The organism is Perlucidibaca piscinae DSM 21586 (genome assembly GCF_000420045.1).
Taxonomy (GTDB): domain Bacteria; phylum Pseudomonadota; class Gammaproteobacteria; order Pseudomonadales; family Moraxellaceae; genus Perlucidibaca; species Perlucidibaca piscinae.
This window is the reverse complement of sequence record NZ_ATUE01000009.1, coordinates 87,919-111,335: the sequence shown is the minus strand read 5'-3', so window position 1 is coordinate 111,335 and position 23,417 is coordinate 87,919. Positions and strand designations below refer to the sequence as shown.

Here is a 23,417-nt window from a genome sequence, read left to right as displayed (position 1 = left end):
CCCCACTGCTGCCTCCCGTAGGAGTCTGGACCGTGTCTCAGTTCCAGTGTGGCTGATCATCCTCTCAGACCAGCTACGGATCGTCGCCTTGGTAGGCCTTTACCCCACCAACTAGCTAATCCGACTTGGGCTCATCCAATAGTGAGAGGTCCGAAGATCCCCCCCTTTCCCCCGTAGGGCGTATGCGGTATTAGCGTTCCTTTCGAAACGTTATCCCCCGCTACTGGGCAGATTCCCAAGCATTCCTCACCCGTTCGCCGCTAGGACCGAAGTCCCCGCTCGACTTGCATGTGTTAAGCCTGCCGCCAGCGTTCAATCTGAGCCATGATCAAACTCTTCAGTTTAATTTTTCAACTAGTGGCTTAAGGCCACCAAGCTTGGCTCAACGGAACAATTGGTCTTGCTCATGAATTCACGAGTAAGTAATTGCCGTTGAAAGTTCATCTATCGATGCTCTTCACAACTGCAAAAACCCACACAAGTTGTCTGATCAAACTGTTAAAGAACTCGTCGTTGCATCGTCTGCAGCGCGTCTTGCGAGGAGGCGTATTCTAGTGAATCCCTCCACCGTGTCAACACCGTTTTGCAATTTAATTTCGCATCACGTTGCTGACGCTGAGAGCCGATTTTGCAACCCCTCAGGGTCACCATCAAACCACTCAGCCAGCATACTCAAGTCGTTGAATTTCAACATCTTTTTCTGCATCACCGCGCTCAGTGCGTCGGTGTGGGGCGCATTATAGGCCGCCAATTCCACCCGTCAACACACTTTTCGAAATCTCTCGCCGAGTGCGCGTTTTTTCGGCAAAAACAGAACCCGATGATCACTTCGCGAGCGATCCGTTCATTAAACGTCCAGCCACGCGACGAACGGCCGGCAGCGCGCGCCAGAAAAGCAAAAGGAACAGCGGCAGCGCCACCACCCAGACCCCGAAGAGACCGAGCTTGTGACTCCAGGCCTGATGCCAGATCACCAGCACGGCAACCACGTAGACCAGACGATGCAGTCGCTGCCAGCGCAGACCCAGACGACGACGCGCCGACTGCGTCGAAGTGAATACCAGCGGCAGCAGCAGCAACCAGGCTGACAGCCCGACCCAGAGATAGGGCCGGCGCGCGGTTTCATCGGCCAGACGCAGCAGGTCGAAGCCCTGCCAGAGTCCGGCAAAGGCGAGCAGATGCAGACTGGCCGCCAGCGCCATGAGCAGGCCGAAGGCACGACGCCAGCGTATCCAGCCGGGCCAGCCACTGAGACGCTGCAACGGCGTCATGGCCAGGGTGGCCACCAGCAGCCAGCTCGCCACCTCCCCGGTGTGATGCACCCAGGCACGCGCCGGATCGATGAGAAAGTCGGTGGCAGGCATCAGCAGCGGCCAGAGCACAGCCAGCAGTCCGGCCACGACAACAGGCCAGGAGGGCAAGAAGGCGGGCATCCGTGAACGAACCGACGACTGCATGCCCTGCTCCCGACTCACGTGGACCACTCAGAAATGACGGTGCAGATCCATGCCGCGGTACAGCGTCGCGACATCCCGGGCATAGCCGTTGAAGGGCAGCGTCTCGCGCCAGTTCGGCGAGAAGAACGTGGTCGGCAGGCGGCGCTCGCGCGCCTGGCTCCAGCGCGGGTGATCGACACGAGGATTGACGTTGGCGTAGTAGCCGTACTCCTCGGGCGCCATGCGCTGCCAGGTGGTGCGCGGCGCCTGCGCCAGAAAGCGGATGCGCACGATGGACTTGATGCTCTTGAAGCCGTACTTCCACGGCACCACCAGACGCAACGGAGCACCGTTCTGCGGCGGCAGCGAGCGCCCGTATAGACCGACCGCGAGCATGGTCAGCGGGTGCATGGCCTCATCCAGTCGCAGGCCCTCGACATAGGGCCAGTCCAGCAGGTCGGTATGCTGTGCCGGCATGCGCTGGGGATCATGCAGGGTGGTGAATTCGACATGGCGCGCCTTGCTGGTCGGGCGCATGCGACGAATCAGGTCGGCCAGCGGAAAGCCCACCCAGGGCACCACCATGGACCAGCCCTCGACACAGCGGAAGCGGTAGATGCGATCCTGCAGGGTGTGCGGCGCAAGCAGGTCCTCCAGCGTGTAGTCGGCTGGCGCCTCGCACTCGCCATCGACCCGGACACGCCAGGGCTCGACACGGAAATTGCGCGCGTTCTGCGCCGGATCAGATTTGTCGAAGCCGAATTCGTAGAAGTTGTTGTAGCCGCTCACCACCTCGTAAGGCGTCAGGGCTTCACTGAACGGACGCGTGACACGCTGACGGGCGGCCAGCGCCTTGGCGAGAAACGGGGGCAGATTGCCGCGATCGGCGATGGCGGTGTAGGCATTGGCGGGAGCAGGACGGGCGCCGGCAGCGCCCTGCCCTGCCGCAGCCACCAGGCCCGGCGAAGCCAGGCCCAGTCCGGCGACACCGAGCTGCTTGAGCAGGTGCCGCCGCTCGAGATACACCGATTCGGGAGTGATTTCGCTGGGGCGCGGCAGACTCGGATCCGATCGGCGTATGAACATGGCTTGCCTCAGCTGGTCCTGCCCCTCCAGCGGTTCCAGAGGGCTGCCACCGGGCCGGCAACTGCGTAAAGCAGCGACATGGCGAGAATGCCGATGGGCAGGTTGTACATCACGATGCCGAACACAAGCACGATAGGCAACATGACAACGAACGGAACACGGCTGCGATCCAGTTCCTTGAAACTGTAGTACTTGACGTTGCTGACCATCAGGAAGCCGGAGACCACGGTCACGGCCGCCGCCAGCCAGGGCAGCGCCGGCGAATCCTTGAGCAGGTCGTTCTCGACGCCGACCCAGACGAAGGCCGCCACGATGGCCGCCGCCAGCGGACTGGCGAGACCGATGAAGTAGCGCTTGTCGACCACGGTGAGCTGGACATTGAAGCGCGCCAGGCGGAAGGCGGCAGCGACGGTGTACAGGAAGGCGCAGATCCAGCCCAGCTTGCCCAGCGACTGCAGTGCCCAGCTGAACATCACCAGCGCCGGCGCGACGCCGAAGCTGACCATGTCGGAGAGCGAGTCGTATTCGGCACCGAAGGCGCTCTGGGTGTTGGTCAGGCGCGCGATGCGTCCGTCCATGCCGTCGAACAGACCGGCGACGAAGATGGCCATGGCGGCCGCGATGTAGTTGCCGCCCATGGCCGAGATGATCGCGTAGAAACCGGAAAACAGCGCTGCCGTGGTGAACAGGTTGGGCAGCAGGTAGATCCCCCTGTGGCGGGTTCGCTGACCGCTCTCATGGTGCTCGTCTTCGACCACCTCGAAGGTAAGCCCGTTGTGATCGTCGTGGTCATGCGGGGTGTGTGACATGAGAGGTCCTCTGCAGTGATGGCACCGATCATAATGACAGGCACCGGCCGAGACCAGCCTCGGCGGGCCTGTGACGCAGAATTGCCGATGCAAGGATGCCGTGGCGGCATGACAGCCGTGCGGCAGGCATAAAAAAACGCGGCCGGGGCCGCGTTTTCTCGACACCCCGCCGGCAGGCCGGCGGGACGGAACGATCCGGAGATCAGTTCTTGCTCTGGTCCACGAGCTTGTTCTTGTGGATCCAGGGCATCATCGAACGCAGTTCGGCACCGACGGTCTCGATCGGGTGAGCGGCGTTGAGGCGACGACGGGCCGTCATGGACGGGTAGTTGGTCTTGCCTTCGAGGATGAACATCTTGGCGTATTCGCCGGTCTGGATGCGCTTCAGGGCGTTGCGCATGGCGACACGGGACTGCTCGTTGATGACTTCCGGACCGGTCACGTACTCGCCGTATTCGGCGTTGTTCGAGATCGAGTAGTTCATGGTGGCGATGCCGCCCTCGTACATCAGGTCGACGATCAGCTTGAGTTCGTGCAGGCACTCGAAGTAGGCCATTTCCGGAGCATAGCCGGCTTCGGTCAGGGTTTCGAAGCCCATCTTCACCAGTTCCACGGCGCCGCCGCAGAGCACGGCCTGTTCGCCGAAGAGGTCGGTTTCGGTCTCTTCGCGGAAGTTGGTCTCGATCACGCCACCCTTGGTGCCGCCGTTGGCAGCCGCGTACGACAGGGCGATCTGCTTGGCATTGCCGGAGACGTCCTGGTACAGCGCGATCAGCGACGGCACGCCGCCACCCTTGAGGTATTCCGAACGCACGGTGTGGCCCGGGCCCTTCGGCGCGACCATGATCACGTCGAGGTCGGCGCGCGGCACGACCTGGTTGTAGTGCACGTTGAAGCCGTGAGCGAACGCCAGGGTGGCGCCCTGCTTGATGTTCGGGGCGACGTTGTTGGCGTACACCTCGGGGATGTTCTCGTCCGGCAGCAGGATCATGACGACGTCGGCGCCCTTCACGGCGTCATTGACTTCGGCGACCTTGATGCCAGCGGCTTCGACCTTGGACCAGGAAGCGCCACCCTTGCGCAGGCCGACGGTGACGTCGACGCCGGAATCGCGCAGGTTCTGGGCGTGGGCGTGGCCTTGCGAGCCGTAACCGATGATGGCGACCTTCTTGCCACGGATGATGGAAAGGTCTGCGTCCTTGTCGTAATACACTTTCATGATGTCTGCCTCAGCGAGCATGGAATGAACGGGTGGATGGCCGTGGTGGTCACGGAAATCCTGGACGCGCACAGTACGACATCCCGCGCATTGCGTAAAATGATATAAATGCAACGCAACATGCCAAAAAGAGAAACGACATGGATGAGCACAGCCTGCGCCTGTTCATGGCCCTGGCCGAGACCCTGCACTTCGGCCGCACCAGCCGCGAACAGCACGTCAGCCCGTCGGCCCTGAGCCGCACCATCAAGCAGCTGGAAGACAGCGTCGGCGCCCCGCTCTTCCTGCGCGACAACCGCTCGGTGTCGCTGACCCGCGAAGGCCGCCTGTTCCGCGAATACGCCGCCGAGACCCTGCGCGGCTGGGACGGTCTGCGACTGGCCCTGCAGGCCGACCAGGTCACGCTGCGTGGCGAACTCAGCCTGTACTGCTCGGTGACCGCCAGCTACAGCTTTCTCTACGACATTCTCAGCCGCTTCCGCGAAGACCATCCGCACATCGAACTCAAGCTGCACACCGGCGACGCCGAGCGCGCCGTCGAGCGCGTGCGCAACGGACATGAGGACATCAGCATCGGCGCCCGCCCCGACAGCCTGCCGCCGGGCGTGGCCTTCCAGCCCATCGCGCGCACCGAGCTCTGCTTCATCGGGCCGGTGACGCCGCAGCTGCTGAACGACGAGCAGGTGCAGACGCCGAGCGCCGAGAACTGGCGCGAGGTGCCGATGATCCTGTCCGAGGATGGTCTGGCGCGTGCGCGCATCGAGCGCTGGCTGCGCGGCCACGGCATACGTCCGCGCATCTACGCGCAGGTGGCCGGCAACGAGGCCATCGTCAGCATGGTCAGCCTGGGCTTCGGCATCGGCGTGGTGCCGCGCATCGTGCTCGACAACAGCCCGCTGGCCGGGCTGATCCGGCGTTACGAGATCGCGCCGTCGCTGACCGGACTCGAGATTGGCCTGTTCGCGCTGGAGAAGCGCCTCCGGGAACCGCTGGTGAACGCGTTCTGGAACCGCCGCGCCGGCTGACCCTGTCGTGCCTGCGGCCAGACGCCAGATGCCCGACGCCAGGGCCTGGCAAATGCGGCACAATCGCAGACCACGACCATGATCACTACCACGACTGACCGGATGCCATGTTCAACGCCACCTTCATGCCGCGCTTCTACGAAACCGACGCCTTCGGCCACATCAACAACACCGTGGTCAGCGGCTGGTTCGAGACGGCGCGCGAACCCGTCTTCCGCATCTTCACGCCGGAACTGGACATCAAGGCGCTCAGCCTGATTCTCGCCCGCGTCGAGGTCGACTTCGTGGCGCAGATCCACTACGGCCGCGAGGTCAGCGTGCGCACCTGGATCGAGCGCATCGGCACCTCCTCGTTCGTGGTCTGCCATGAAGCCAGCCAGGACGGGCACGTGGTGGCACGCGGCAAGGCCGTGCAGGTGTATTTCGACTTTGCCCTGCAGAAGTCCGGGCCGCTGCCGGCGAAGGAACGGGCGGTGCTGGAGGGGTTGGTGCAAAGCGCACAGGAGACCAGGACATGAACATCACACCGATACGCACCGAAGCCGACTACCGCTATGCACTGGCACAGGCCTCGCTCTGGTTTGGCAAGGAACCCGAACAGGGCTCAGCTGACGCCGATGCCCTCACTGCACTGCTGGCGATGATCGAAGCGCATGAGGCTGAACACGTTCCGATTGACCTGCCGCCCCGGTGGAAGCCATCCGCTTTCGCATGGAGCAGTCGGGGCTGACGGTGAAGGATCTGGAGCCGGCCATCGGACGATCAAACCGGGTTTACGAGATTCTCAATCGCAAGCGTGTGCTGACACTGCCGATGATCTGGAAGCTGCATGAGATGTTCGGCATTCCGGCAGCAAGCCTGATCAAGCCGGTGTCGACTTCAACGCGCTGAGGCAGGCTGCAAGTCACTGTTCGCAATGCAGCTACATTACTGACATCAGAAGCGATCCTGACGACCACGGTAGTCTTGCGTGCTCGCGCTCTCGGCGATGCCGACCAACTGAGCCAGCTCCGGCGCCGGCATGACCAGCACCCCCTTGCCATTGGGGATAAATACAAGCTCCTGGCCCGCCTCCCAGTGAAGCGCCTCACGCACGACCATGGGGATGGTGATCTGGTACTTGCTGGAGAGGGTTGCAGTGGCTGACATGCTCATGCTCCGATCGTGTCGCATGCATCTTGGTAGGAAAACGGCAGCGGTTCAAGCGGTGCGAGCAGGGGCACAGCACCCCGCGCTCATCTTTTGTAAAGGGTTACAGTTCACCCCTTGCCAGCATGAAATGTGATCACGACAAACCGCATTGCTCCAGCCGAAAACAGGTGGCATGCTCGGCAACAGTGGATTAGCGGTATTTGGCGGCAGGGAGTGCTGTATCTGTTTTTCCAAGAAGCTGATAGTTCTGGATTTCTTTCCCTCCCCCCCCCCTCCGTCTTATGCAGCAACTTGCGATTATTACGCCGCAGTGCTGCGGTATAGATTCATTTAGGGAGATCTACTGTGCATCGTCTTCTGCTCTTGTTTGTATTGCTCAGCTTCGCAAGTCTTTCCATGGCAATAGAGCCGCAATCTGTAGCTGACATGGAGAAGATCATTCTTGGCTCGTGGTCGGAGAAGTTGGATATGGAGGGACTTATTACTTCGGGTGTCTCAAAGTACTCATCAGACCATACTGTTGAGCATATCGGCTCAATAGTGGCTTTCGACTTCAAGATCGACTTTCGTATTAGATCAAAGTGGCGAATTGAGGGCGATACGTTGATCACCGAGGTATTGGAGACAAATCAGCCGGATATGATTGGAGTTGGACACGTGGAGAGGGACAAGATTCTTTCGATGACTAATAATAACTGGACATATCGCGACAGCTATGGCACTGAGTCAACCGCAGTTAGGCTCCGCGAATTATCCCCCTGAATCAAGTTAGCTGAGAAGGAGTAACATCGTGCTAAATCCGCATTTTGGCATTCCTCTTGAGCGAGAGTTTGAAATATGGATTACACAGCAGATTGAAGATTACTTTCTCCGTCTAGGAGTAACTGTATCGACATTTGCAGTGTCCCCCGCAGATGAAAAGACGTGGCCTTCTGATGAGGCACTTTTGGCAAATGGAAAGCTGGTCGGTATTCAGTACAAACGCCCGCATCTATCTAGAAAGACTACGGGCACACTTTTTTCCAAGCTCTGGTGGAGCCTATCAAACCCTAAAGGGCAAGCATCGGCGGTATTGGCTTGCCCTGAGATCTACTACTGTCTTCCAACCTTCATAAATCGTAAGTGGCGCAGAGAGGCGTTGGCGCATGCAATATTTTGGCGACCTAATCCCAGCGACTTCCGACCGAGAGAATCCGCCGACCACACAATCTGGTATGAAAATTCAGAGCCACACCTGAGAACACAGAATATCAAAATTGCTAGGCATGAAAATGCCTACCGTTGGGGAGAGTTTGTGGAGCGCATTATCGGATGCTCTGTGCCGAGTGGCTTTGATCGTTCGGTTCCTGCAAAGCATGTTCTTCAGAGAATTAGGCAGAAATATGCTGAGCGTTCTACACAGGAAGGTAAAAATGTCAATCGTGACTATTATTCCGGAAGCGAAGTCATTTATTTTATGTACTTTCCCCAGCTTAGCGGCTAACAGAAACTCCTTCAGCATCAGGAAAACAACATTGGTATCGAAAACAAAAACAGCTTTACTTACATCAATTTTCCTCACAGGCTGCGCAGAATACTCAGATATCGAAAAAAGAATTTATATTGACTGCAAGAGATCAATAGACTCATCAGAAAAAATCCAATTTTATCTATCTGGAGACACCAGCTACTATAAAACATACAAAGAAGATGTTTGCATGGCCAGACTGAAACTCTACATGGAAGGCTATGAGATTGATTATACAAGCAATGATGAAGACATAATTTACTACATTAAAGGCATAGAAAAAAACAAAAGCATGTATATCATGCTTAAGGATAAAATAAAAGCCGAGAGGGCGCAGGAAATAAAATGAGAAGCACTATTAATACATTATTTATTGCACTTATAGCACTATCTTTTAGTGGATGCCAAACCAGTTCGGGAGTAATGACAAAAGGCGACGACATATACTCAATTGCACGGCGCGACACTGGGGCATTTGGCTCACTCAGTCGCGTCAAGAAGAAAACCTATAATGAGGCAGCCAATTTTTGCAAAGAAAAAAACACGGACTTAAAAATAATAAATGAAGATTTAGTCCCCAGATCATTAGGCCAATTCCCTGAGGCAGAAATAAAGTTCACATGCATCAAAAAGTAACCTAAATAAAAGGCCCGCTTTCGCGGGCCTTCTCGTCAATCCACCACCCCACGCAACGTCAGATGCTGAGCACCTTCTCGCCACGCGCGATGCCGGACACGCCGGTACGCACGACTTCCAGGATCGAGGTCTCCGACAGCGCCTCGATGAAGGCGTCCAGCTTGTCGCTGGGGCCGGTCAGCTGGATGGTGTAGACGCTGGGCGTCACGTCCACGATGTGACCGCGGAAGATGTCGGCGGTGCGCTTGATCTCGGCACGCACGGCACCCACGGCCTTGACCTTGATCAGCATGAGCTCGCGCTCGATGTGCTGGCCTTCGCTGAGATCGACGACCTTGACCACTTCGATCAGCTTGTTGAGCTGCTTGGTGATCTGCTCGATCTTGTGCTCGTCACCGCTGGTGGTCAGGGTGATGCGCGACAGCGTGGGGTCGTCGGTCGGCGCCACGGTCAGGGTTTCGATGTTGTAGTTGCGCTGGGAGAACAGGCCCACCACGCGCGACAGGGCGCCGGCTTCGTTTTCCAGCAGCACGGAAATGATACGACGCATGATCAGGTACGCTCCGTCTTGCTCAGCAGCATGTCACGCATGGAACCCTTGGCGATCTGCATCGGGTACACGTGCTCGCTCGGGTCCACGTAGATGTCGAGGAAGACCAGCTTGTCCTTCATGGCGAAGGCTTCGCGCATCTTCGATTCCAGCTGGGCCGGATCGGTGATCTTCATGCCGACGTGGCCGTAGGCCTCGACCAGCTTCACGAAGTCAGGCAGCGACTCCATGTACGAGCTCGAGTGACGTCCTTCGTACTGCATGTCCTGCCACTGCTTGACCATGCCCAGCGACTGGTTGTTGATGTTGACGATCTTCACCGGCAGGCCGTACTGCAGGCAGGTCGACAGCTCCTGGATGTTCATCTGGATCGAGGCTTCGCCGGTGACGCAGGCCACGATGGCATCCGGGAAGGCCAGCTTGACGCCCATGGCGGCCGGCAGGCCGAAGCCCATGGTGCCGAGGCCGCCCGAGTTGATCCACTGACGCGGACGGTCGTACTTGTAGTACAGAGCCGCGAACATCTGGTGCTGACCGACGTCGGAGGTGACGTAGGCCTGGCCGTCGGTGACCTTGTAGAGCATCTCGACCACTTGCTGCGGCTTCATCTCGCCGGGCTGGGCCGGCTCGTAGCGCAGGCCGTGGCGAGCGCGCCACTGGCCGATCTGCTCCCACCAGAGCTTGAGCTCGGCGGCATCGGGCTTGGTATCGGCAGCCTTGACCAGCGCCAGCATCTCGGTGAGCACGGGCTCGACGGCACCCACGATGGGGATGTCGACGCGCACGGTCTTGGAGATCGCGGCCGGGTCGATGTCGATGTGGATGATCTTGGCACCCGGGCAGAACTTGGCGGTGTTGTTGGTGACACGGTCATCGAAGCGCGCGCCGACAGCGAGGATGACGTCGCTGTGGTGCATGGCCATGTTGGCTTCGTAGGTGCCGTGCATGCCGAGCATGCCGATGAACTGCGGGTCGCTGCCCGGATAGGCGCCGAGGCCCATCAGGGTGTTGGTGCAGGGGTAGCCGAGGGTGCGCACCAGCTCGGTGAGCAGGTGGGCCGAGTTGCCCTGCACCACGCCGCCGCCGGCGTAGATCACCGGACGCTTGGCGGCCAGCAGCTCGTCGACGGCCTTCTTGATCTGGCCGCTGTGACCACGGCCCGGCGGCGTGTAGGAGCGCAGCTTGACCTTGGCCGGGTACTCGTAATCGAACTTCTCGTTCGGGTTGGTGCAGTCCTTGGGAATGTCGATGACGACAGGACCCGGACGACCCGAGGCGGCTATGTAGAACGCCTTCTTCACCACGCCCGGAATTTCCGAGGCGTGACGGATCTGGAAGCTGTGCTTCACGATGGGACGGCTGACGCCGACCATGTCGGTTTCCTGGAAGGCGTCTTCGCCGACGAGGTGCGACGGCACCTGGCCGGAGATCACCACCATCGGGATGTTGTCCATGTACGCCGTGGCAATCGCGGTCACGGTGTTGGTGGCGCCGGGGCCGGAGGTCACCAGCACGGTGCCGACCTTGCCGGTGGCACGGGCGTAGCCGTCAGCGGCATGGCCGGCAGCCTGTTCGTGGCGGACCAGGATGTGCTTGACCTTGTCCTGTTGGAACAAGGCGTCGTAGATGTGCAGCACAGCGCCGCCAGGATAACCAAAGAGATATTCCACGCCCTCGTCTGCGAGCGCGCGAATGAGCATTTCACCGCCGGATAACTGTTCCACGATTCACCCTGAAAAAAGAATGGCCAAGCCAGACCCTGCGCGTTTGGGCGCAGGATTCTAGCACGATCGAAAAATCTCATGGGGGCAGATGCGCGCCTCGGTCGGCCTCGGGGTGGAGGCTGCGGGATGCTGGCAACGGGTGTGCGCAGCGAGCCGCGAGAGGAGGAAGAGGAATGACGCATGTCAGCGTCACCCCGGCGGAGTACCAGACTCCGGCGCCGACGTGCTGAGGGTGTTCAGGGGATCGGCACCCGCCATGAAGGTGGTGATTTTTTACGCAAGCTCATGAAATGTCAAGGCATGTGCAGGAAACAAATCCTGCACATGCCTTGCCGGGTCGCTGATCCGTTCGCGCGGGTGAACGGGCTCAGTGCAGGCGCGCCTTGCTGAACAGCAGCGCACCGTGGGCCTCGTCGACCTGGATGGTGTCGCCGGCGACAAAGTCGCCGCGCAGCAGGTGATCCGCCAGCGGGTTCTCGATGCGCGCCTGGATCGCCCGCTTCAGCGGACGCGCCCCGAACAGCGGATCGAAACCGACCGCGACCAGCTGATCCATGGCGGCATCGCTGAGCACCAGCTTGAGCTCGCGATCGGCCAGACGGCCGCGCAGACGGTCGAGCTGGATCTCGGCAATGGCCTTGATCTGGCCCTCGCCCAGCGGCGCGAACACCACGGTCTCGTCGATGCGGTTGATGAACTCGGGGCGGAAGTGCCGTCCCACCGCTTCCATCACCGCCGGTCGCACCTCATCCAGCCTGCCGGCCTGGGTCAGGCTCTGGATCAGGTCGGCGCCCAGGTTCGAGGTCATCACGATCAGGCTGTTGCGGAAGTCGACCGTGCGGCCCTGGCCATCGGTGAGACGGCCGTCCTCGAGCACCTGCAGCAGGATGTTGAACACATCCGGGTGCGCCTTCTCGACCTCGTCGAGCAGGATCACCGCATAGGGACGACGACGCACCGCCTCGGTCAAGGTGCCGCCCTCCTCGTAGCCGACATAGCCCGGAGGCGAGCCGACCAGACGCGACACGCTGTGCTTCTCCATGAACTCGGACATGTCGATGCGCACCATGGCCTCTTCACTGTCGAAGAGGAAGTTCGCCAGCGCCTTGCAGAGCTCGGTCTTGCCGACGCCGGTCGGGCCCAGGAACAGGAAGGATCCGCTCGGGCGCGACGGGTCGGTGAGGCCGGCACGGGCGCGGCGCACGGCGTTCGAGACCGCCTTCACGGCTTCGTCCTGGCCGACCACGCGCGCCGACAGCACTTCTTCCATGCGCAGCAGCTTCTCGCGCTCGCCCTCCAGCATGCGCGCGACCGGAATGCCGGTGGCACGCGCGACGACCTCGGCGATCTCGGCATCGGTGACCTTGCTGCGCAGCAGGGTCATGGCCGGCTGGTCGCCCTCGCCCGCCGACTGGGCACTGGCCAGGCGACGCTCGAGGTCGGGGATGACGCCGTACTGCAGGCGCGACATCTTTTCCAAGTCATTGGCACGGCGCGCGGCGTCAAAGTCCAGGCGGGCCTGCTCAAGCTGCTCCTTGATGCCCTGGGCGCCGGCCACCGAGGCCTTCTCGCGCTGCCAGACGGCATCGAGCTCGGCGTACTCCTTCTCGATGCGGGCGATCTCCTCGTCAAGCTTGACCAGACGCTGCTTCGAGGCGGCATCTTCCTCCTGCTTGAGGGCTTCGCGCTCCATTTTGAGCTGGATCAGCTTGCGGTCGAGACGGTCCATGGCCTCGGGCCGCGAATCCATTTCCAGGCGAATGCGCGAGGCGGCCTCGTCGATCAGGTCGATGGCCTTGTCGGGCAGCTTGCGGTCGGTGATGTAGCGGTGCGACAGGCGCGCGGCCGCGATGATGGCTGGGTCGGTGATGTCGACGCCGTGGTGCAGCTCGTAGCGCTCCTTGAGACCGCGCAGGATGGCCACCGTGTCCTCCACCGAGGGCTCGTCGACCAGCACCTTCTGGAAGCGGCGCTCGAGCGCGGCATCCTTCTCGATGAACTGGCGGTACTCGTCCAGCGTGGTGGCGCCGACGCAGTGCAGCTCGCCACGCGCCAGCGCGGGCTTGAGCATGTTGCCGGCATCCATGGCGCCATCGGCCTTGCCGGCACCGACCATGGTGTGGATCTCGTCGATGAACAGGATGACCTGGCCTTCCAGCGCGGACAGCTCCTTGAGCACGCCCTTGAGACGCTCCTCGAACTCGCCGCGGAACTTGGCGCCGGCGATCAGGGCGCCCATGTCCAGCGACAGCACCTTCTTGGACTTCAGGCTCTCGGGCACCTCGCCGTTGACGATGCGCTGCGCCAGGCCCTCGACGATGGCGGTCTTGCCCACGCCCGGCTCGCCGATCAGCACCGGGTTGTTCTTGGTGCGGCGCGACAGCACCTGCACGGTGCGACGGATCTCGTCGTCGCGGCCGATGACCGGATCGAGCTTGCCGGCTGCGGCGCGCTCGGTGAGGTCGATGGTGTACTTGGCCAGCGCCTGGCGCTGATCCTCGGCACCGGCATCGTGAACGGAATCGCCTTGACGCATCTGGTCTATCTCCCGTTTCAGGTTTTCCGGCAGGGCACCGGCCTTGCGCAGCACCTGGCCGGCCTGGCTGTTGCCTTCCAGCATGGCCAGCACGGCCAGCTCGGTGGTGATGACGCTGTCCTTGCGCTGCTGCGCCTGGCGGTCGGCCAGGTTGAGCACGCGCATGAGGTCCTGACCGGCGCCGATCTCGCCGGTGGCGGTGGTGAGTCGGGGCAGATCGGCGAGCTGCTGGCGCGCCAGGGTCAGGGCCTGACGGGTGTCGGCACCGGCGCGGGCGAGCAGCCCCATGAGGGTGGCATCGCCCTGTTGCAGCAGCGCGATAAGCAGGTGCAGGGATTCGATGCTGCTGTGGTCCTGCCCGAGTGCCAGCGACTGGGCATCGGACAAGGCGGTCTGCAGCTTGGCGGTAAATCGTTCCGGACGCATGATGGTCTCCTGAAAATCCGTGCGCAGACTTCAGAAGGGGCTGCGCCTGTTCAAGAGATGTGGATGACAATCTGTCATTTCAAGACAGAAAAGGCCCCACTCTGTATCAGAAACGTAGCACGCTCAGCGCGGAAGGTGATCTGCCCCTCGTCGCCAGCGCTGCGCGCAGCGCGCGATGTGCTCGCCGAAGCAGGCGGCGGTCTCGCGATCGCCGGCCGGTGGCGTCAGCGCCGGATCGGCGTTGTCGGACTGGGTCATCAGGCCGCTGTTGCAGCCCAGGCGGTTGAGGTCGTCCGGCCCGGTGCCGGTGGTCTGCAGGGGAAAGCTCAGCCAGTGCATGCCGTGCTGGGCGGCGAAGGTCTGCAGCTGCTGCAGCGCGACCTGCTTGTCACCGCTGAGTGCCCCGGAGTTGACGAAGCCGGCCGCCAGCTTGTCGCGCCAGCCCTGGCGGAACCAGATGCGCGAGGTGTCGTCCATGAACTGCTTGAAGGCGGCCGAGACGCTGCCCATGTAGGTCGGTGCGCCGAACACCAGGGCATCGGCGCAATCCAGCAGGTCCCAGTCCAGGGCAGACACCGGCATCACCGAGACACAGACGTCGTCAACCCGGCGAGCGCCCTCGGCAACACACTGTGCCACCACGGCGGTATGGCCGTAGCCACTGTGGTAGACCACCACGACCCGGGTCATGTTGTCTCCTCGACTCGCCAGATGACACTGGCCATGCGGCCGGTAACCCGGTCGCGACGGAAGGAATAGAAACGCTGCGCATCGCTGACCGTGCAGAGACCGCCACCATGAACGGCGGTGACGCCAACCCGCGCCAGGCGCTGACGCGCGAGCAGATAGAGATCGCCCAGCCAGGTGTCGGCAGTGCCCGGCACCGCCCGGAAGGCATCGGCCGCCGCCGGATCATGCGCCATGAATGCCGCACGCACCTCGCCGCCGACCTCGAAGGCCTCGGGACCGATGGCCGGGCCCAGCCAGACCAGCACCTCGCCAGGATCGGCAAATTCGGCCGCGGTGGCCTCCAGCACGCCATCGCAGAGCCCGCGCCAGCCGGCATGGGCCACGGCCACCCGGGAGCCGGCGCGGTCGGTGAAAAAGGCCGGCAGGCAGTCGGCGGTCATGACCGTCAGCGGCACGCCGGCCAGCGTGGTGCAGGCCGCATCGGCCTCGGGAATCTGCGCGCGACGCACCGCCGCCTCGGCATCGGGATGGAACACGCGGATGCCATGCACCTGCTTCAGCCACTGCGGCGCCTGCGCGGGCGCGACGGCCTGCAGCGCCTGCTCGAGCAGGGCACGATTGCTGGCCACGGCAGCCGGGGCATCCTCGACGTGATCACCGAGGTTGAGGGTGTCGTACGGCGACGTGCTGACACCGCCAAGACGGGTGGTCACCAGGGCGTGGACGTTGGCCGGAGCCGGCCAGTCCGGTCTCAGGGCATGGCGCAGAAGGTCATCACTCATGACGGGTGTCGCTCAGGCAGTGGCTGGCTGGGCGTCCTGCTTGAGCACGTCGAGCAGGCGCAGGAAATCATCGGGCAGTTCACATTCCCACAGGCACTGCTCGCCGCTGCGCGGATGCACGAGGCCGAGGCGACGGGCATGCAGGGCCTGGCGCTGGAACGTCTTCAGGCAGGTGAGCAGGGTCTCGCTGGCCCCCTTGGGGAAGCGCAGACGGGCATAGACCGGATCGCCCACCAGCGGGTAACCGATGTGCGCCATGTGTACACGGATCTGGTGGGTGCGACCAGTCTCCAGCTGCAAACGCACATGGGTATGGTTGGGAAAGCGCTGCAGGATGCGGTAATGGGTCACGGCCGGACGACCGCCGGGCACCACGGCCATACGCACGCGGTCGTGCGGGTGACGGTCAATCGGGGCATCGACCTGGCCGCCGCCCGTCATGTTGCCGTAGACCACCGCCTCGTATTCGCGATAGACGCGCTTGTCGGCAAGCTGCTCGGCCAAGCTGGCGTGCGCGATCAGGTTGCGCGCCACCACCATCAGGCCGCTGGTATCACGGTCGAGACGATGCACGATGCCGGCGCGGGGCAGCTTGGCCAGCTCGGGATCATGATGCAGCAGCGCGTTCATCAGGGTGCCGCTGGCGTTGCCGGCCCCCGGATGCACCACCAGCCCCACCGGCTTGTTGATGATCAGCAGATCCTCGTCCTCGTGCAGGATCTCGAGCGGGATGTCCTCGGCGCCGGCACGAGTCTCGTCGGCCAGCTCGACCTCTGCGCGCAGGCACTCGCCGCCCATGACCTTGTCCTTGGGCTTGGCGGCGCGGCCGTCAAGCGTCAGCGTGCCGTCCTGGATCCACTGTTTCAGGCGCTCGCGGGAATACTCGGCGAACAGCTGGGCGGCCGCCTGGTCGAAACGTGCCCCTGCCAGTTCGGGGGGGACGACGGCATTCAGGGAAATTGCGTGCGACATGGTTTGGCGGGCTCGGCGAGCTGGTGTTTAATAGCCCCATTGTACCCGTGCACCCGCCCTGGTGCTCACCATTGGACGAATCCATGAACAAGCTGTTGCGTCGCGTCATGATTGTCAGCCTGCCGCTGGCCCTTGCTGCCTGTGCCTCGACCGGCCCCATGGCCGTGAAGACCGAAGCCTCCTACTACAAGGAGGCCAATGAAGCCCTCAAGGCCGGCAACTACAGCCTGGCCGTCAGCGGCTACGAAGCCCTGGAGTCGCAGTACCCGGTCGGCTCCTACACCGAGCAGGCCCAGCTGGAAGTGATCTACGGCCGCTACATGCAGGCCGACTACCTGGGCGCCATCACGGCGGCTGACCGCTATCTGCGTCTGCACCCCGACTCCCCGCGCCTGGACTACGTGCTCTACCTGCGCGGCCTGTCCAACTTCAGCATTGACCAGGACAGCCTGCTGCGCCGCATGCCCATCAACCTGGCCCACCGTGACTTCGGCCAGGCCCGGGTCGCCTTCGATGACTTCCGCCAGATGCTGCAGCGCTACCCGAACAGCGCCTATGGCGCGGATGCCCGCCAGCGCATGATTCACCTCAACAACCAGTTCGCCGAAGCCGAGCTGCATGTCGCGCGCTACTACGAAAGCCGCGGCGCCACCGTCGCCGCCGTCAATCGCGCACGCTGGGTGGTGGAAAACTACCCGGAAAGCGCCGCCGTGCCGGAAGCGCTGACGCTGCTGGTGCGTGGCTACCGTGCCCTGGGCATGAAGGACCTCGCCGACCAGGCCGCCGCGCTGATGCCGGCAGCGGCCACCAGCAAGGACAGCTAAGGCCGCAACGGCAGGGGCTGGCGACTGATGCGCTGGCGCCATGCCGCCGGCACCGGCAGGCTGATGCGATAGTCAGCCGCCGGGCCCTGCCATGACAGGCTGCCGTCGGCAGCCAGCTGTGGCACCAGATGCGCAAACGCCGTGGCAGTCTCTGCCACCGGCTCCGACAGGGTCTGAACCCGCGCCATCCCCGCCTCTCCCGTCACCCCCGTCACCCCCGTCGTCAGCCAGGGCAGATGATGCGCCTGTTGCTGCCAGACCGGTGGCGCGCACTCGCTGCTGCCTTGACGCGGGCTTGCCGTGGTCACGACCAGTGCCCCCTGCAGCCAGCCCGGCGCGCTGACAACGCGGGTTCCAGCCACTGCCCAGGGTCGGTGCCAGCCGATGGCTGTCGCCGGCGCCAGAGCCTGGTCCGGTGACCAGTGCGACAACGACTCAGCCCGCACGGCGTCACCCTGCGGCCAGCTGTGGTCATGCCAGGCCCAGATGCCCTCCCCGACGCCAGTCTGGCCCGACAGATCCAGGCTGCTCGCCACCAGCGCCAGTCGCGGCAGGCGTTGCACGCCGACGCGCTGCCAGGCCAGTGACAGGCGCGCCTGATCAAGCCAGTCCGCCGTAGCTGCCGCTGCCGGCGCCAGCCGTGCCGCCACCTGCAGATGCAGACCTCCCGGCTCTGCGGGTCGCCCCTGCAGGCGCCAGACACTGCCTGAGCGCGTCGGCGCATAGGCGAGAAAGCCGAGGGCGTCGTGCATCAGCACCTGCCAGGGTGCCAGCGTCGGCTCCGCCATGGCTGACCACTGCAGACGCCCGTCAAGGCCGTCACGCAGCGACACTGCGCCACTGTCGTGAGCGGCCAGCAGCCAGGGCCTGGGGCCGTCGGCACTGACGGTGGTGAACAGGCTGAGATGGCGCACCGGCCCCAGCGCATCAGGCACATGCCGCCAGGCCAGACGCGGCTGTTCCGGGTCCTGCCAGTGCAGCGCCAGCATGACCCCGCCGTGCACGTTGAAGGCATGCGTGTCAGCCCGTCCGTCCGGCCTCGGGCGTGTCATCAGCTGCCAGCGTGCCGGCAGCGGAAACTCACCGGCCTGTGCCGCATCCTGCTGCAGTCGCGCCCAGTGGCTGCGCAGTGCCGCTGGCAGCCACAGCCAGGCCGGCTCACCGGATGGCCGCAGCAGCCGCACCAAACCATCCTGCCCCATGCGCAGGCGATGACCGGAAGGCGTCGCGGCAGCGGATGGCAAGGCTGCCGGCAGCAAGAGATCCGTGCCCAGCCAGGGTGGCGGCTGCGTTGTCACGGCCTGCAGGGCATGGCGCAGAGCAGCCTGCATCGTGGGAGTGACGGGCAGTGCAAGCGCTGTCAGCAGGGCGTCGAGTTCAGCGGCAGGCCACGCTGCCGGCGTCATGGGCGGCAACAGGGCACCCGAGGCCACGCCATCATCCGCCAGCCAGCGTGGCGAGGCGCCACTGGCAGCCGCGGCATCGCTGCCGGGCAGCGGATCGGGCCAGGGCGCCGGCCAGCTGCAGGGAGCGAGCTCGGCACAGGCCAGCCAGCCCTGTGCGGCCTGCAGCCTGGAACGGCCGGGCACCTGGCTGGCCGTCGTCAGCAGCAGCGCCGAGCGCCCCGGTGACAGTGGCTGGACATCGGCGATGAGGCCGGGACTGCCCGGTGCCAAATGGCGGTCGACCCAGCGTGTCAGCAATTCTGGCCACTGTCCGGCCGCTGCCTGCTGCCAGGCTAGGAGTCCCGGCCACAGCTGCGGCTGCGCACTCAGTACCAGCCCGTGCACGGGCAGATCAGGCAGTTGCGAGGGTTGTCTGGCTGCTGCCTGCAGGTCAGTCGCTGCCGGGTCAGGCATGGCAGCCTGCAGCAGCAGCGTGCCGGTGTGACCGCAGCCCGCCGGCACGGCCACCGCTGTCGCCCAGTCAGCGGCCAGCGTCGCTACCGGCTGGCCGTGATGCAGACGCTGCAACCCCGCCAGCATGGCGGAGGCATCTGCCGGCGCCTGCAGGGCCGCGTCCGGCAGCAGCGTGGGCAGCAGTCGCAGCAGACGAGCGCGCGCCGTACCCATGCTCGATGGCCAGCGCCAGGACAGATCCAGCGTCGGCATCATGCCGCTGCCGGGTTCACGCCAGCCGCCGGCCGGCAGCGTGTCACCGTCAGCAACCAGGTGCAGTCGCCACCAGCGCGCAGGCAGAGCGCCCTGCCCCTGCTGCTGCCGCCACTGCTGCCACCACGCCGTCATGTCCGCAACCAGTGCACTGCCCGTGTCGGCAAGCAGGGTCAGCTCGGCCGAGAATGTCGCGGGCTCTCCCGGCGCCGTCATGTTGTCGAGCAGCAGTCGGGGCCGCTGCTCGGACGGCAGACGCGCCGGCAGCTGCAGGCGGATGCCGGCAACGCCTTCCGCGGCCGGCAGAGCGTCTGCAGGCAACAGCCAGGGCATCTCGAACTGCAGCCGCTGGCCGGGTTGCCAGTCAGCACCCCAGGACAGCACCTGCCCTGACGCATCCAGCAGCTGATAGCTGCCCGCCAGGCGGAAATGCCGCCGATCCGGCTGCTCGGGCCAGTGCCGGGTGACATCCAGCGGTTCTGGAGGGTGCACAACCAGCGGCTGCAGATGGCCGGTGTCGTCCGGCAGCACGGCCAGCACACCGATGCGCACGCCATCAGCAGGCCAGGGACGGGCACTGCTCGAGGGCGCCTGCAACCAGGCTGTCAGGGCGGCCGCGATGACGGCCTGAGGGTTGTCGACAGCCGCATCGGCAGACGCACCCCGCTCCACGCCGGCATCCAGCCCCAGCCAGAGCGCCGGCGAGCGCGGAGACAGCCAGGGCAGCGCGGGTGGCAGCAGCTGCGCGGCGGCATCGGCACTGATCAGCCACAGGCCGAGGGCGATGGATCTGGCAAGCGTCATGAGGCCTCCCCTGGCCGGCATGCAATCGCGGCCAGGGAAGGCTAGTCACGCCAGGCGAGGTTCGCCAGCGCGCGGGGACGAATCAGTCGCCGATGCGCCAGCCGTTGACGATGGGGTAGCGCCTGTCCTTGCCGAAGGCACGCGGCGTGATGCGCGGGCCGACCGCAGCCTGGCGGCGCTTGTATTCGTTGATGTCGACCAGACGCAGCACGCGCTGCACGGTGTCGGCATCGAAGCCGGCCGCGACGATGGCAGCGGCACTCTCGTCGCACTCGATGTAGCGGCGCAGGATCTCGTCCAGCACCGGGTACGGCGGCAGAGAATCTTCGTCCTTCTGGTCAGGCGCAAGCTCGGCGGAAGGCGGGCGATCGATGACACGCTGCGGGATGGGCGGCGCTTCCGGGCTCTGCAGGTTGCGCCACTCGCTGAGGCGGAACACCAGCGTCTTGGGTACGTCCTTGAGCACGTCGAAGCCACCGGCCATGTCGCCGTAGAGGGTGGCGTAGCCCACGGACATCTCGGACTTGTTGCCGGTGGTCAGCACCAGGTAGCCGAGCTTGTTGGAGATGGCCATGAGCAGGGTGCCGCGCGAGCGCGCCTGCAGGTTCTCTTCGGTCTTGTCCTTGCCGAGACCGGCGAAGGTGTCGGCCAGCGTGGCGCTGAAGGCCTCGACCATGGGCGCGATGGACAGCACGCTGTAGTGCACGCCCAGGGTGCGCGCCTCGGCCTCGGCGTCCTCCAGGCTGATCTCGGCGGTATAGCGGTAGGGCATCATGACCGCACGCACGCGTTCGGCCCCGAGGGCGTCGACGGCGATGGCCAGGGTCAGCGCCGAGTCGATGCCTCCGGACAGGCCCAGCACGATGCCCTTGAAGCCGCTCTTGTTGACGTAGTCGCGCACCGCCAGCACCAGCGCCCGGTAAACGGCCGCTTCATCAACGGGAGTCTCGGCACGGCTCGCCGGCAGGAAGCGGCGTGTCGTGATGTCGTAGTCGACGACATGCAGACCGGCCTCGAACCACGGCGCCTGCAGGGCCACCTCGCCCGAGGCCTGGGTGGCGAAGGAGCCGCCGTCGAAAATCAGCTCGTCCTGGCCGCCGACGAGGTTGCAGTAGACCATGGGCAGACCGTGTTCGCGGCAGCGCAAGGCGGCCAGCGCCAGACGCTCCTCGGCCTTGCCGCGGTGATAGGGCGAGGCGTTCAGATTGAGCACCAGCTCGGCGCCGGCCTCGCGCACGCGACGGCAGGGCTCGGGTTGCCAGAGGTCCTCGCAGATCAGCAGGCCGAGGCGCACCCCGAGATGCTCGAACACCACCGGCTGGTCACCGTTGCGGAAGTAGCGGCGCTCGTCGAAGACGGATTCGTTGGGAAGGGCCTGCTTGGCATAGCGCGCCAGCACCTGGCCATCGCGCAGCACCCAGGTGGCGTTGAACAGGCCATCCGGCGTGGTGTCGGGCAGACCGACCACGAGGGTGATGCCGGACACGGCCAGCAGGCGCTGCACGGCAGCCTCGACACGCCCGGCCAGGCTGGGACGCAGCAGCAGGTCCTCCGGCGGGTAGCCGGTCAGGCTGAGCTCGGGAAACACGATGAGGTCGGCGCCATGGTCATCGCGCGCGGTGACGGCAGCGGCAATGAGCTGATCGGTGTTTCCGGGAATGTCGCCAACCAGCAGGTTGAGCTGGGCAACGGCGATGCGCAACAGGGAGTCGGCCATGGTCACGGTGTAGGCAGTGGGCTGGAAGTCCCTTAGGATAGTCGACTACGACTGCCAGCAGAAGGAAGCATGATGGCCCTGATCCTGCGTTTGCTTTTGATCGCCCTGTTCGTGTGGCTGGGCTACAAGCTGGTGCGCAAGCTGATCACGCCACCGGCACAGCTGCCGCCTGCCGACACCCCGCCCCAGGTCATGCAGCGCTGCGCCTACTGCGACGTGCACGTGCCGGCCGGCGAAAGCACGCAGTCGCGCGGCAAGGTGTTCTGCAGCGAGGCGCATCGCGACGCCTGGTTCCGCGATCACCCCTCCGGCGACTGACTCGCCCTGCCCGGCTGGTAGGGCGCCGGATCGATCCGGCCCTGGCGCCCCAGCAGCTGATCCGTGAGCACCTCGGCCGAGGCCGGTGCCAGCACCAGACCATTGCGGAACTGGCCGGCATTGATCCATATCCCCTGCTGTCCCGGCAGCGGCCCGATGAAGGGCACCCCGTTGGGCGCGAAGGGACGCAATCCCGCCCACTGCCGCAGCAGCGGCTGCTTCGCCAGGGCCGGCCAGATCGCGCGCACGGCAGCCGCCAGCTCCTGCCCGGCGACCTCGGTAGTGTGCTTGTCGAAACCGGCATCCTCCAGCGTCGACCCGCACAGCACATGACCGTCACGACGCGGAATCAGGTAGTGCCCGTCACGCAGGATCATGCCCGGCAAGGAGCCGGGTGCGGTCTTGTAGAGCTGCATCTGGCCGCGCACCGGGCGGATCGGCAGCGTCACGCCGGCACCGGCGAGCAGCTGCGCGGTCCAGGCCCCGGCACACACCACCACCGCATCGGCATGCAGCAGCTGCCCTGAGCGCAGGCGCACCCCGGCAGCGTGGCCGGCCGCAGCCGGCAGCACCGCCTCGACCTCGGCATCGATGAGCACCTGCGCCAGCGGGTGACGCCCCAGCATGGCCTGCAGCGCCTGCAGCAGGCGCGGGTTGCGGACATGCGCCAGGGTCGGAAAGAAGAGTCCGGTGTCGGCATCCGCTGCCAGGCCTGACCAGCCGGCATGCAGCTCGGCGCGTGTCAGCGTCTGCACCGGCATCTGGCGGCCGGCGGCCCACGCCAGCGCGGGCTCGGCATCCGGGGTGTTGACGAAAAGCAGGCCGCAGCGCTCCAGCTCGCTGTCGATGCCAGTCTCGTCCCGCAAGGCCGCCACCAGTGCCGGATAGGCCTGCTGGGCATGGCTGGCGAGGGCAGTCACCGGCTCGGCATAGCGCCACGGGTAAAGCGGCGAGACGATGCCGCCACCGGCCCAGGACGACTCCTGCCCCGGCTCGCCTCGCTCCAGCAGCTGCACCGACACGCCTTCCTGCACCAGACGCCGGCTGACCAGCAGGCCATTGATGCCGCCCCCCACCACGATCACACGCATGC

At 64.2% G+C, this 23,417-nt stretch carries 21 protein-coding genes, 1 rRNA gene and 1 pseudogene; 8 read left to right on the top strand and 15 right to left on the bottom strand.

Annotated elements, in window-relative coordinates; genetic code table 11:
• From F595_RS0111230 to ilvC, 5 genes are all read right to left on the bottom strand, one after another.
• Window positions 1-344, bottom strand: a 16S ribosomal RNA gene (locus tag F595_RS0111230); the annotation flags it as partial.
• Window positions 345-824: 480 nt separating this feature from the next.
• Entirely contained in the window at window positions 825-1,457 is a 633-nt protein-coding gene (locus F595_RS13895) for a protein-methionine-sulfoxide reductase heme-binding subunit MsrQ (RefSeq protein WP_022956971.1), read from the bottom strand.
• 27 nt (window positions 1,458-1,484) lie between these two features.
• Entirely contained in the window at window positions 1,485-2,522 is a 1,038-nt protein-coding gene (msrP, locus tag F595_RS0111215; protein WP_022956970.1) for a protein-methionine-sulfoxide reductase catalytic subunit MsrP, read from the bottom strand.
• Window positions 2,523-2,530: 8 nt separating this feature from the next.
• Complete coding sequence (gene pssA, locus F595_RS0111210; protein WP_022956969.1) at window positions 2,531-3,331, bottom strand: CDP-diacylglycerol--serine O-phosphatidyltransferase; 801 nt, start codon at window positions 3,329-3,331, stop codon at window positions 2,531-2,533.
• A gap of 202 nt (window positions 3,332-3,533) precedes the next feature.
• Window positions 3,534-4,550 (bottom strand): ketol-acid reductoisomerase, encoded by a 1,017-nt coding sequence (ilvC, locus tag F595_RS0111205; RefSeq protein ID WP_026913534.1) that lies wholly within the window; start codon window positions 4,548-4,550, stop codon window positions 3,534-3,536.
• A gap of 140 nt (window positions 4,551-4,690) precedes the next feature.
• Here ilvC and ilvY point away from each other — a divergent pair, with 140 nt between their 5' ends.
• The 3 genes and pseudogenes from ilvY (at window position 4,691) to F595_RS13890 (ending at window position 6,466) form a co-directional block, all read left to right on the top strand.
• On the top strand, window positions 4,691-5,575 hold the full coding sequence (gene ilvY, locus F595_RS0111195; protein ID WP_022956967.1) for an HTH-type transcriptional activator IlvY: 885 nt from the start codon (window positions 4,691-4,693) through the stop codon (window positions 5,573-5,575).
• A gap of 107 nt (window positions 5,576-5,682) precedes the next feature.
• Window positions 5,683-6,093 (top strand): acyl-CoA thioesterase, encoded by a 411-nt coding sequence (locus F595_RS0111190; protein ID WP_022956966.1) that lies wholly within the window; start codon window positions 5,683-5,685, stop codon window positions 6,091-6,093.
• A pseudogene (locus tag F595_RS13890) lies at window positions 6,090-6,466 on the top strand (helix-turn-helix domain-containing protein). Before F595_RS0111190 ends, F595_RS13890 begins: the two are co-directional and overlap by 4 nt.
• Window positions 6,467-6,511: 45 nt before the next feature.
• On the opposite strand, the gene F595_RS0111180 reads toward F595_RS13890, so the two are convergent.
• Window positions 6,512-6,724, bottom strand: coding sequence for an AbrB/MazE/SpoVT family DNA-binding domain-containing protein (locus tag F595_RS0111180; protein ID WP_026913533.1), 213 nt, complete (start codon window positions 6,722-6,724; stop codon window positions 6,512-6,514).
• Window positions 6,725-7,072: 348 nt separating this feature from the next.
• On the opposite strand from F595_RS0111180, the gene F595_RS0111175 reads away from it, so the two are divergent.
• Genes F595_RS0111175 through F595_RS14710 form a run of 3 tightly spaced genes read left to right on the top strand, consistent with a single transcriptional unit; the run spans window position 7,073 to window position 8,583 of the window.
• Window positions 7,073-7,489 (top strand): hypothetical protein, encoded by a 417-nt coding sequence (locus tag F595_RS0111175; RefSeq protein ID WP_022956964.1) that lies wholly within the window; start codon window positions 7,073-7,075, stop codon window positions 7,487-7,489.
• Between the two features lie 28 nt (window positions 7,490-7,517).
• Window positions 7,518-8,210 carry a hypothetical protein gene (locus F595_RS14715; protein WP_156873874.1) on the top strand — a complete coding sequence of 231 codons (693 nt, stop codon included), beginning with the start codon at window positions 7,518-7,520 and terminating at the stop codon, window positions 8,208-8,210.
• Between the two features lie 31 nt (window positions 8,211-8,241).
• A complete protein-coding gene (locus F595_RS14710) occupies window positions 8,242-8,583 on the top strand; it encodes a hypothetical protein (protein WP_169447026.1) in 342 nt (113 codons plus the stop codon).
• Window positions 8,584-8,928: 345 nt separating this feature from the next.
• Here F595_RS14710 and ilvN read toward each other — a convergent pair whose 3' ends face one another.
• The 6 genes from ilvN to rluD all read right to left on the bottom strand — a co-directional run bounded on the left by ilvN (window position 8,929) and on the right by rluD (window position 16,550).
• Complete coding sequence (gene ilvN, locus F595_RS0111165) at window positions 8,929-9,420, bottom strand: acetolactate synthase small subunit (protein WP_022956962.1); 492 nt, start codon at window positions 9,418-9,420, stop codon at window positions 8,929-8,931.
• Between the two features lie 2 nt (window positions 9,421-9,422).
• Window positions 9,423-11,144 (bottom strand): acetolactate synthase 3 large subunit, encoded by a 1,722-nt coding sequence (locus F595_RS0111160; RefSeq protein ID WP_022956961.1) that lies wholly within the window; start codon window positions 11,142-11,144, stop codon window positions 9,423-9,425.
• 367 nt (window positions 11,145-11,511) lie between these two features.
• A complete protein-coding gene (gene clpB / locus F595_RS0111155) occupies window positions 11,512-14,106 on the bottom strand; it encodes an ATP-dependent chaperone ClpB (RefSeq protein WP_022956960.1) in 2,595 nt (864 codons plus the stop codon).
• Window positions 14,107-14,229: 123 nt separating this feature from the next.
• On the bottom strand, window positions 14,230-14,796 hold the full coding sequence (locus F595_RS0111150) for a flavodoxin family protein (protein WP_022956959.1): 567 nt from the start codon (window positions 14,794-14,796) through the stop codon (window positions 14,230-14,232).
• Window positions 14,793-15,578 (bottom strand): peptidoglycan editing factor PgeF, encoded by a 786-nt coding sequence (gene pgeF / locus F595_RS0111145; RefSeq protein WP_022956958.1) that lies wholly within the window; start codon window positions 15,576-15,578, stop codon window positions 14,793-14,795. Before pgeF ends, F595_RS0111150 begins: the two co-directional genes overlap by 4 nt.
• A gap of 12 nt (window positions 15,579-15,590) precedes the next feature.
• Complete coding sequence (gene rluD / locus F595_RS0111140; protein WP_022956957.1) at window positions 15,591-16,550, bottom strand: 23S rRNA pseudouridine(1911/1915/1917) synthase RluD; 960 nt, start codon at window positions 16,548-16,550, stop codon at window positions 15,591-15,593.
• A gap of 83 nt (window positions 16,551-16,633) precedes the next feature.
• On the opposite strand from rluD, the gene F595_RS13885 reads away from it, so the two are divergent.
• Window positions 16,634-17,374 carry an outer membrane protein assembly factor BamD gene (locus F595_RS13885; RefSeq protein ID WP_022956956.1) on the top strand — a complete coding sequence of 247 codons (741 nt, stop codon included), beginning with the start codon at window positions 16,634-16,636 and terminating at the stop codon, window positions 17,372-17,374.
• Here the strand turns inward: F595_RS13885 and F595_RS14300 are convergent.
• Window positions 17,371-20,289 carry a hypothetical protein gene (locus F595_RS14300; RefSeq protein ID WP_022956955.1) on the bottom strand — a complete coding sequence of 973 codons (2,919 nt, stop codon included), beginning with the start codon at window positions 20,287-20,289 and terminating at the stop codon, window positions 17,371-17,373. The two genes, F595_RS13885 and F595_RS14300, sit on opposite strands and share 4 nt — an antisense overlap.
• A gap of 82 nt (window positions 20,290-20,371) precedes the next feature.
• Window positions 20,372-22,006: an NAD+ synthase gene (locus F595_RS0111125; protein WP_022956954.1), complete on the bottom strand. Its 1,635-nt coding sequence runs from the start codon at window positions 22,004-22,006 to the stop codon at window positions 20,372-20,374.
• Between the two features lie 69 nt (window positions 22,007-22,075).
• Here F595_RS0111125 and F595_RS0111120 point away from each other — a divergent pair, with 69 nt between their 5' ends.
• Window positions 22,076-22,324: a PP0621 family protein gene (locus tag F595_RS0111120; protein WP_022956953.1), complete on the top strand. Its 249-nt coding sequence runs from the start codon at window positions 22,076-22,078 to the stop codon at window positions 22,322-22,324.
• On the opposite strand, the gene F595_RS0111115 is transcribed toward F595_RS0111120, so the two are convergent.
• On the bottom strand, window positions 22,306-23,415 hold the full coding sequence (locus F595_RS0111115; protein WP_022956952.1) for an NAD(P)/FAD-dependent oxidoreductase: 1,110 nt from the start codon (window positions 23,413-23,415) through the stop codon (window positions 22,306-22,308). The two genes, F595_RS0111120 and F595_RS0111115, sit on opposite strands and share 19 nt — an antisense overlap.
• Window positions 23,416-23,417: the final 2 nt, after the last annotated feature.

Excerpts from the sequence above, each read along its gene's own strand:
- F595_RS13885 (WP_022956956.1), top strand. The coding sequence starts at position 16,634 with ATGAACAAGCTGTTGCGTCGCGTCATGATTGTCAGCCTGCCGCTGGCC.
- F595_RS14300 (WP_022956955.1), bottom strand. The coding sequence starts at position 20,289 with ATGACGCTTGCCAGATCCATCGCCCTCGGCCTGTGGCTGATCAGTGCC.
- ilvC (WP_026913534.1), bottom strand. The coding sequence starts at position 4,550 with ATGAAAGTGTATTACGACAAGGACGCAGACCTTTCCATCATCCGTGGC.
- F595_RS0111125 (WP_022956954.1), bottom strand. The coding sequence starts at position 22,006 with ATGGCCGACTCCCTGTTGCGCATCGCCGTTGCCCAGCTCAACCTGCTG.
- pssA (WP_022956969.1), bottom strand. The coding sequence starts at position 3,331 with ATGTCACACACCCCGCATGACCACGACGATCACAACGGGCTTACCTTC.
- msrP (WP_022956970.1), bottom strand. The coding sequence starts at position 2,522 with ATGTTCATACGCCGATCGGATCCGAGTCTGCCGCGCCCCAGCGAAATC.
- rluD (WP_022956957.1), bottom strand. The coding sequence starts at position 16,550 with ATGTCGCACGCAATTTCCCTGAATGCCGTCGTCCCCCCCGAACTGGCA.
- F595_RS0111190 (WP_022956966.1), top strand. The coding sequence starts at position 5,683 with ATGTTCAACGCCACCTTCATGCCGCGCTTCTACGAAACCGACGCCTTC.
- clpB (WP_022956960.1), bottom strand. The coding sequence starts at position 14,106 with ATGCGTCCGGAACGATTTACCGCCAAGCTGCAGACCGCCTTGTCCGAT.
- F595_RS0111115 (WP_022956952.1), bottom strand. The coding sequence starts at position 23,415 with ATGCGTGTGATCGTGGTGGGGGGCGGCATCAATGGCCTGCTGGTCAGC.
- pgeF (WP_022956958.1), bottom strand. The coding sequence starts at position 15,578 with ATGAGTGATGACCTTCTGCGCCATGCCCTGAGACCGGACTGGCCGGCT.
- ilvY (WP_022956967.1), top strand. The coding sequence starts at position 4,691 with ATGGATGAGCACAGCCTGCGCCTGTTCATGGCCCTGGCCGAGACCCTG.
- F595_RS0111120 (WP_022956953.1), top strand. The coding sequence starts at position 22,076 with ATGATGGCCCTGATCCTGCGTTTGCTTTTGATCGCCCTGTTCGTGTGG.
- F595_RS0111180 (WP_026913533.1), bottom strand. The coding sequence starts at position 6,724 with ATGTCAGCCACTGCAACCCTCTCCAGCAAGTACCAGATCACCATCCCC.
- F595_RS0111150 (WP_022956959.1), bottom strand. The coding sequence starts at position 14,796 with ATGACCCGGGTCGTGGTGGTCTACCACAGTGGCTACGGCCATACCGCC.
- F595_RS13895 (WP_022956971.1), bottom strand. The coding sequence starts at position 1,457 with ATGCAGTCGTCGGTTCGTTCACGGATGCCCGCCTTCTTGCCCTCCTGG.
- ilvN (WP_022956962.1), bottom strand. The coding sequence starts at position 9,420 with ATGCGTCGTATCATTTCCGTGCTGCTGGAAAACGAAGCCGGCGCCCTG.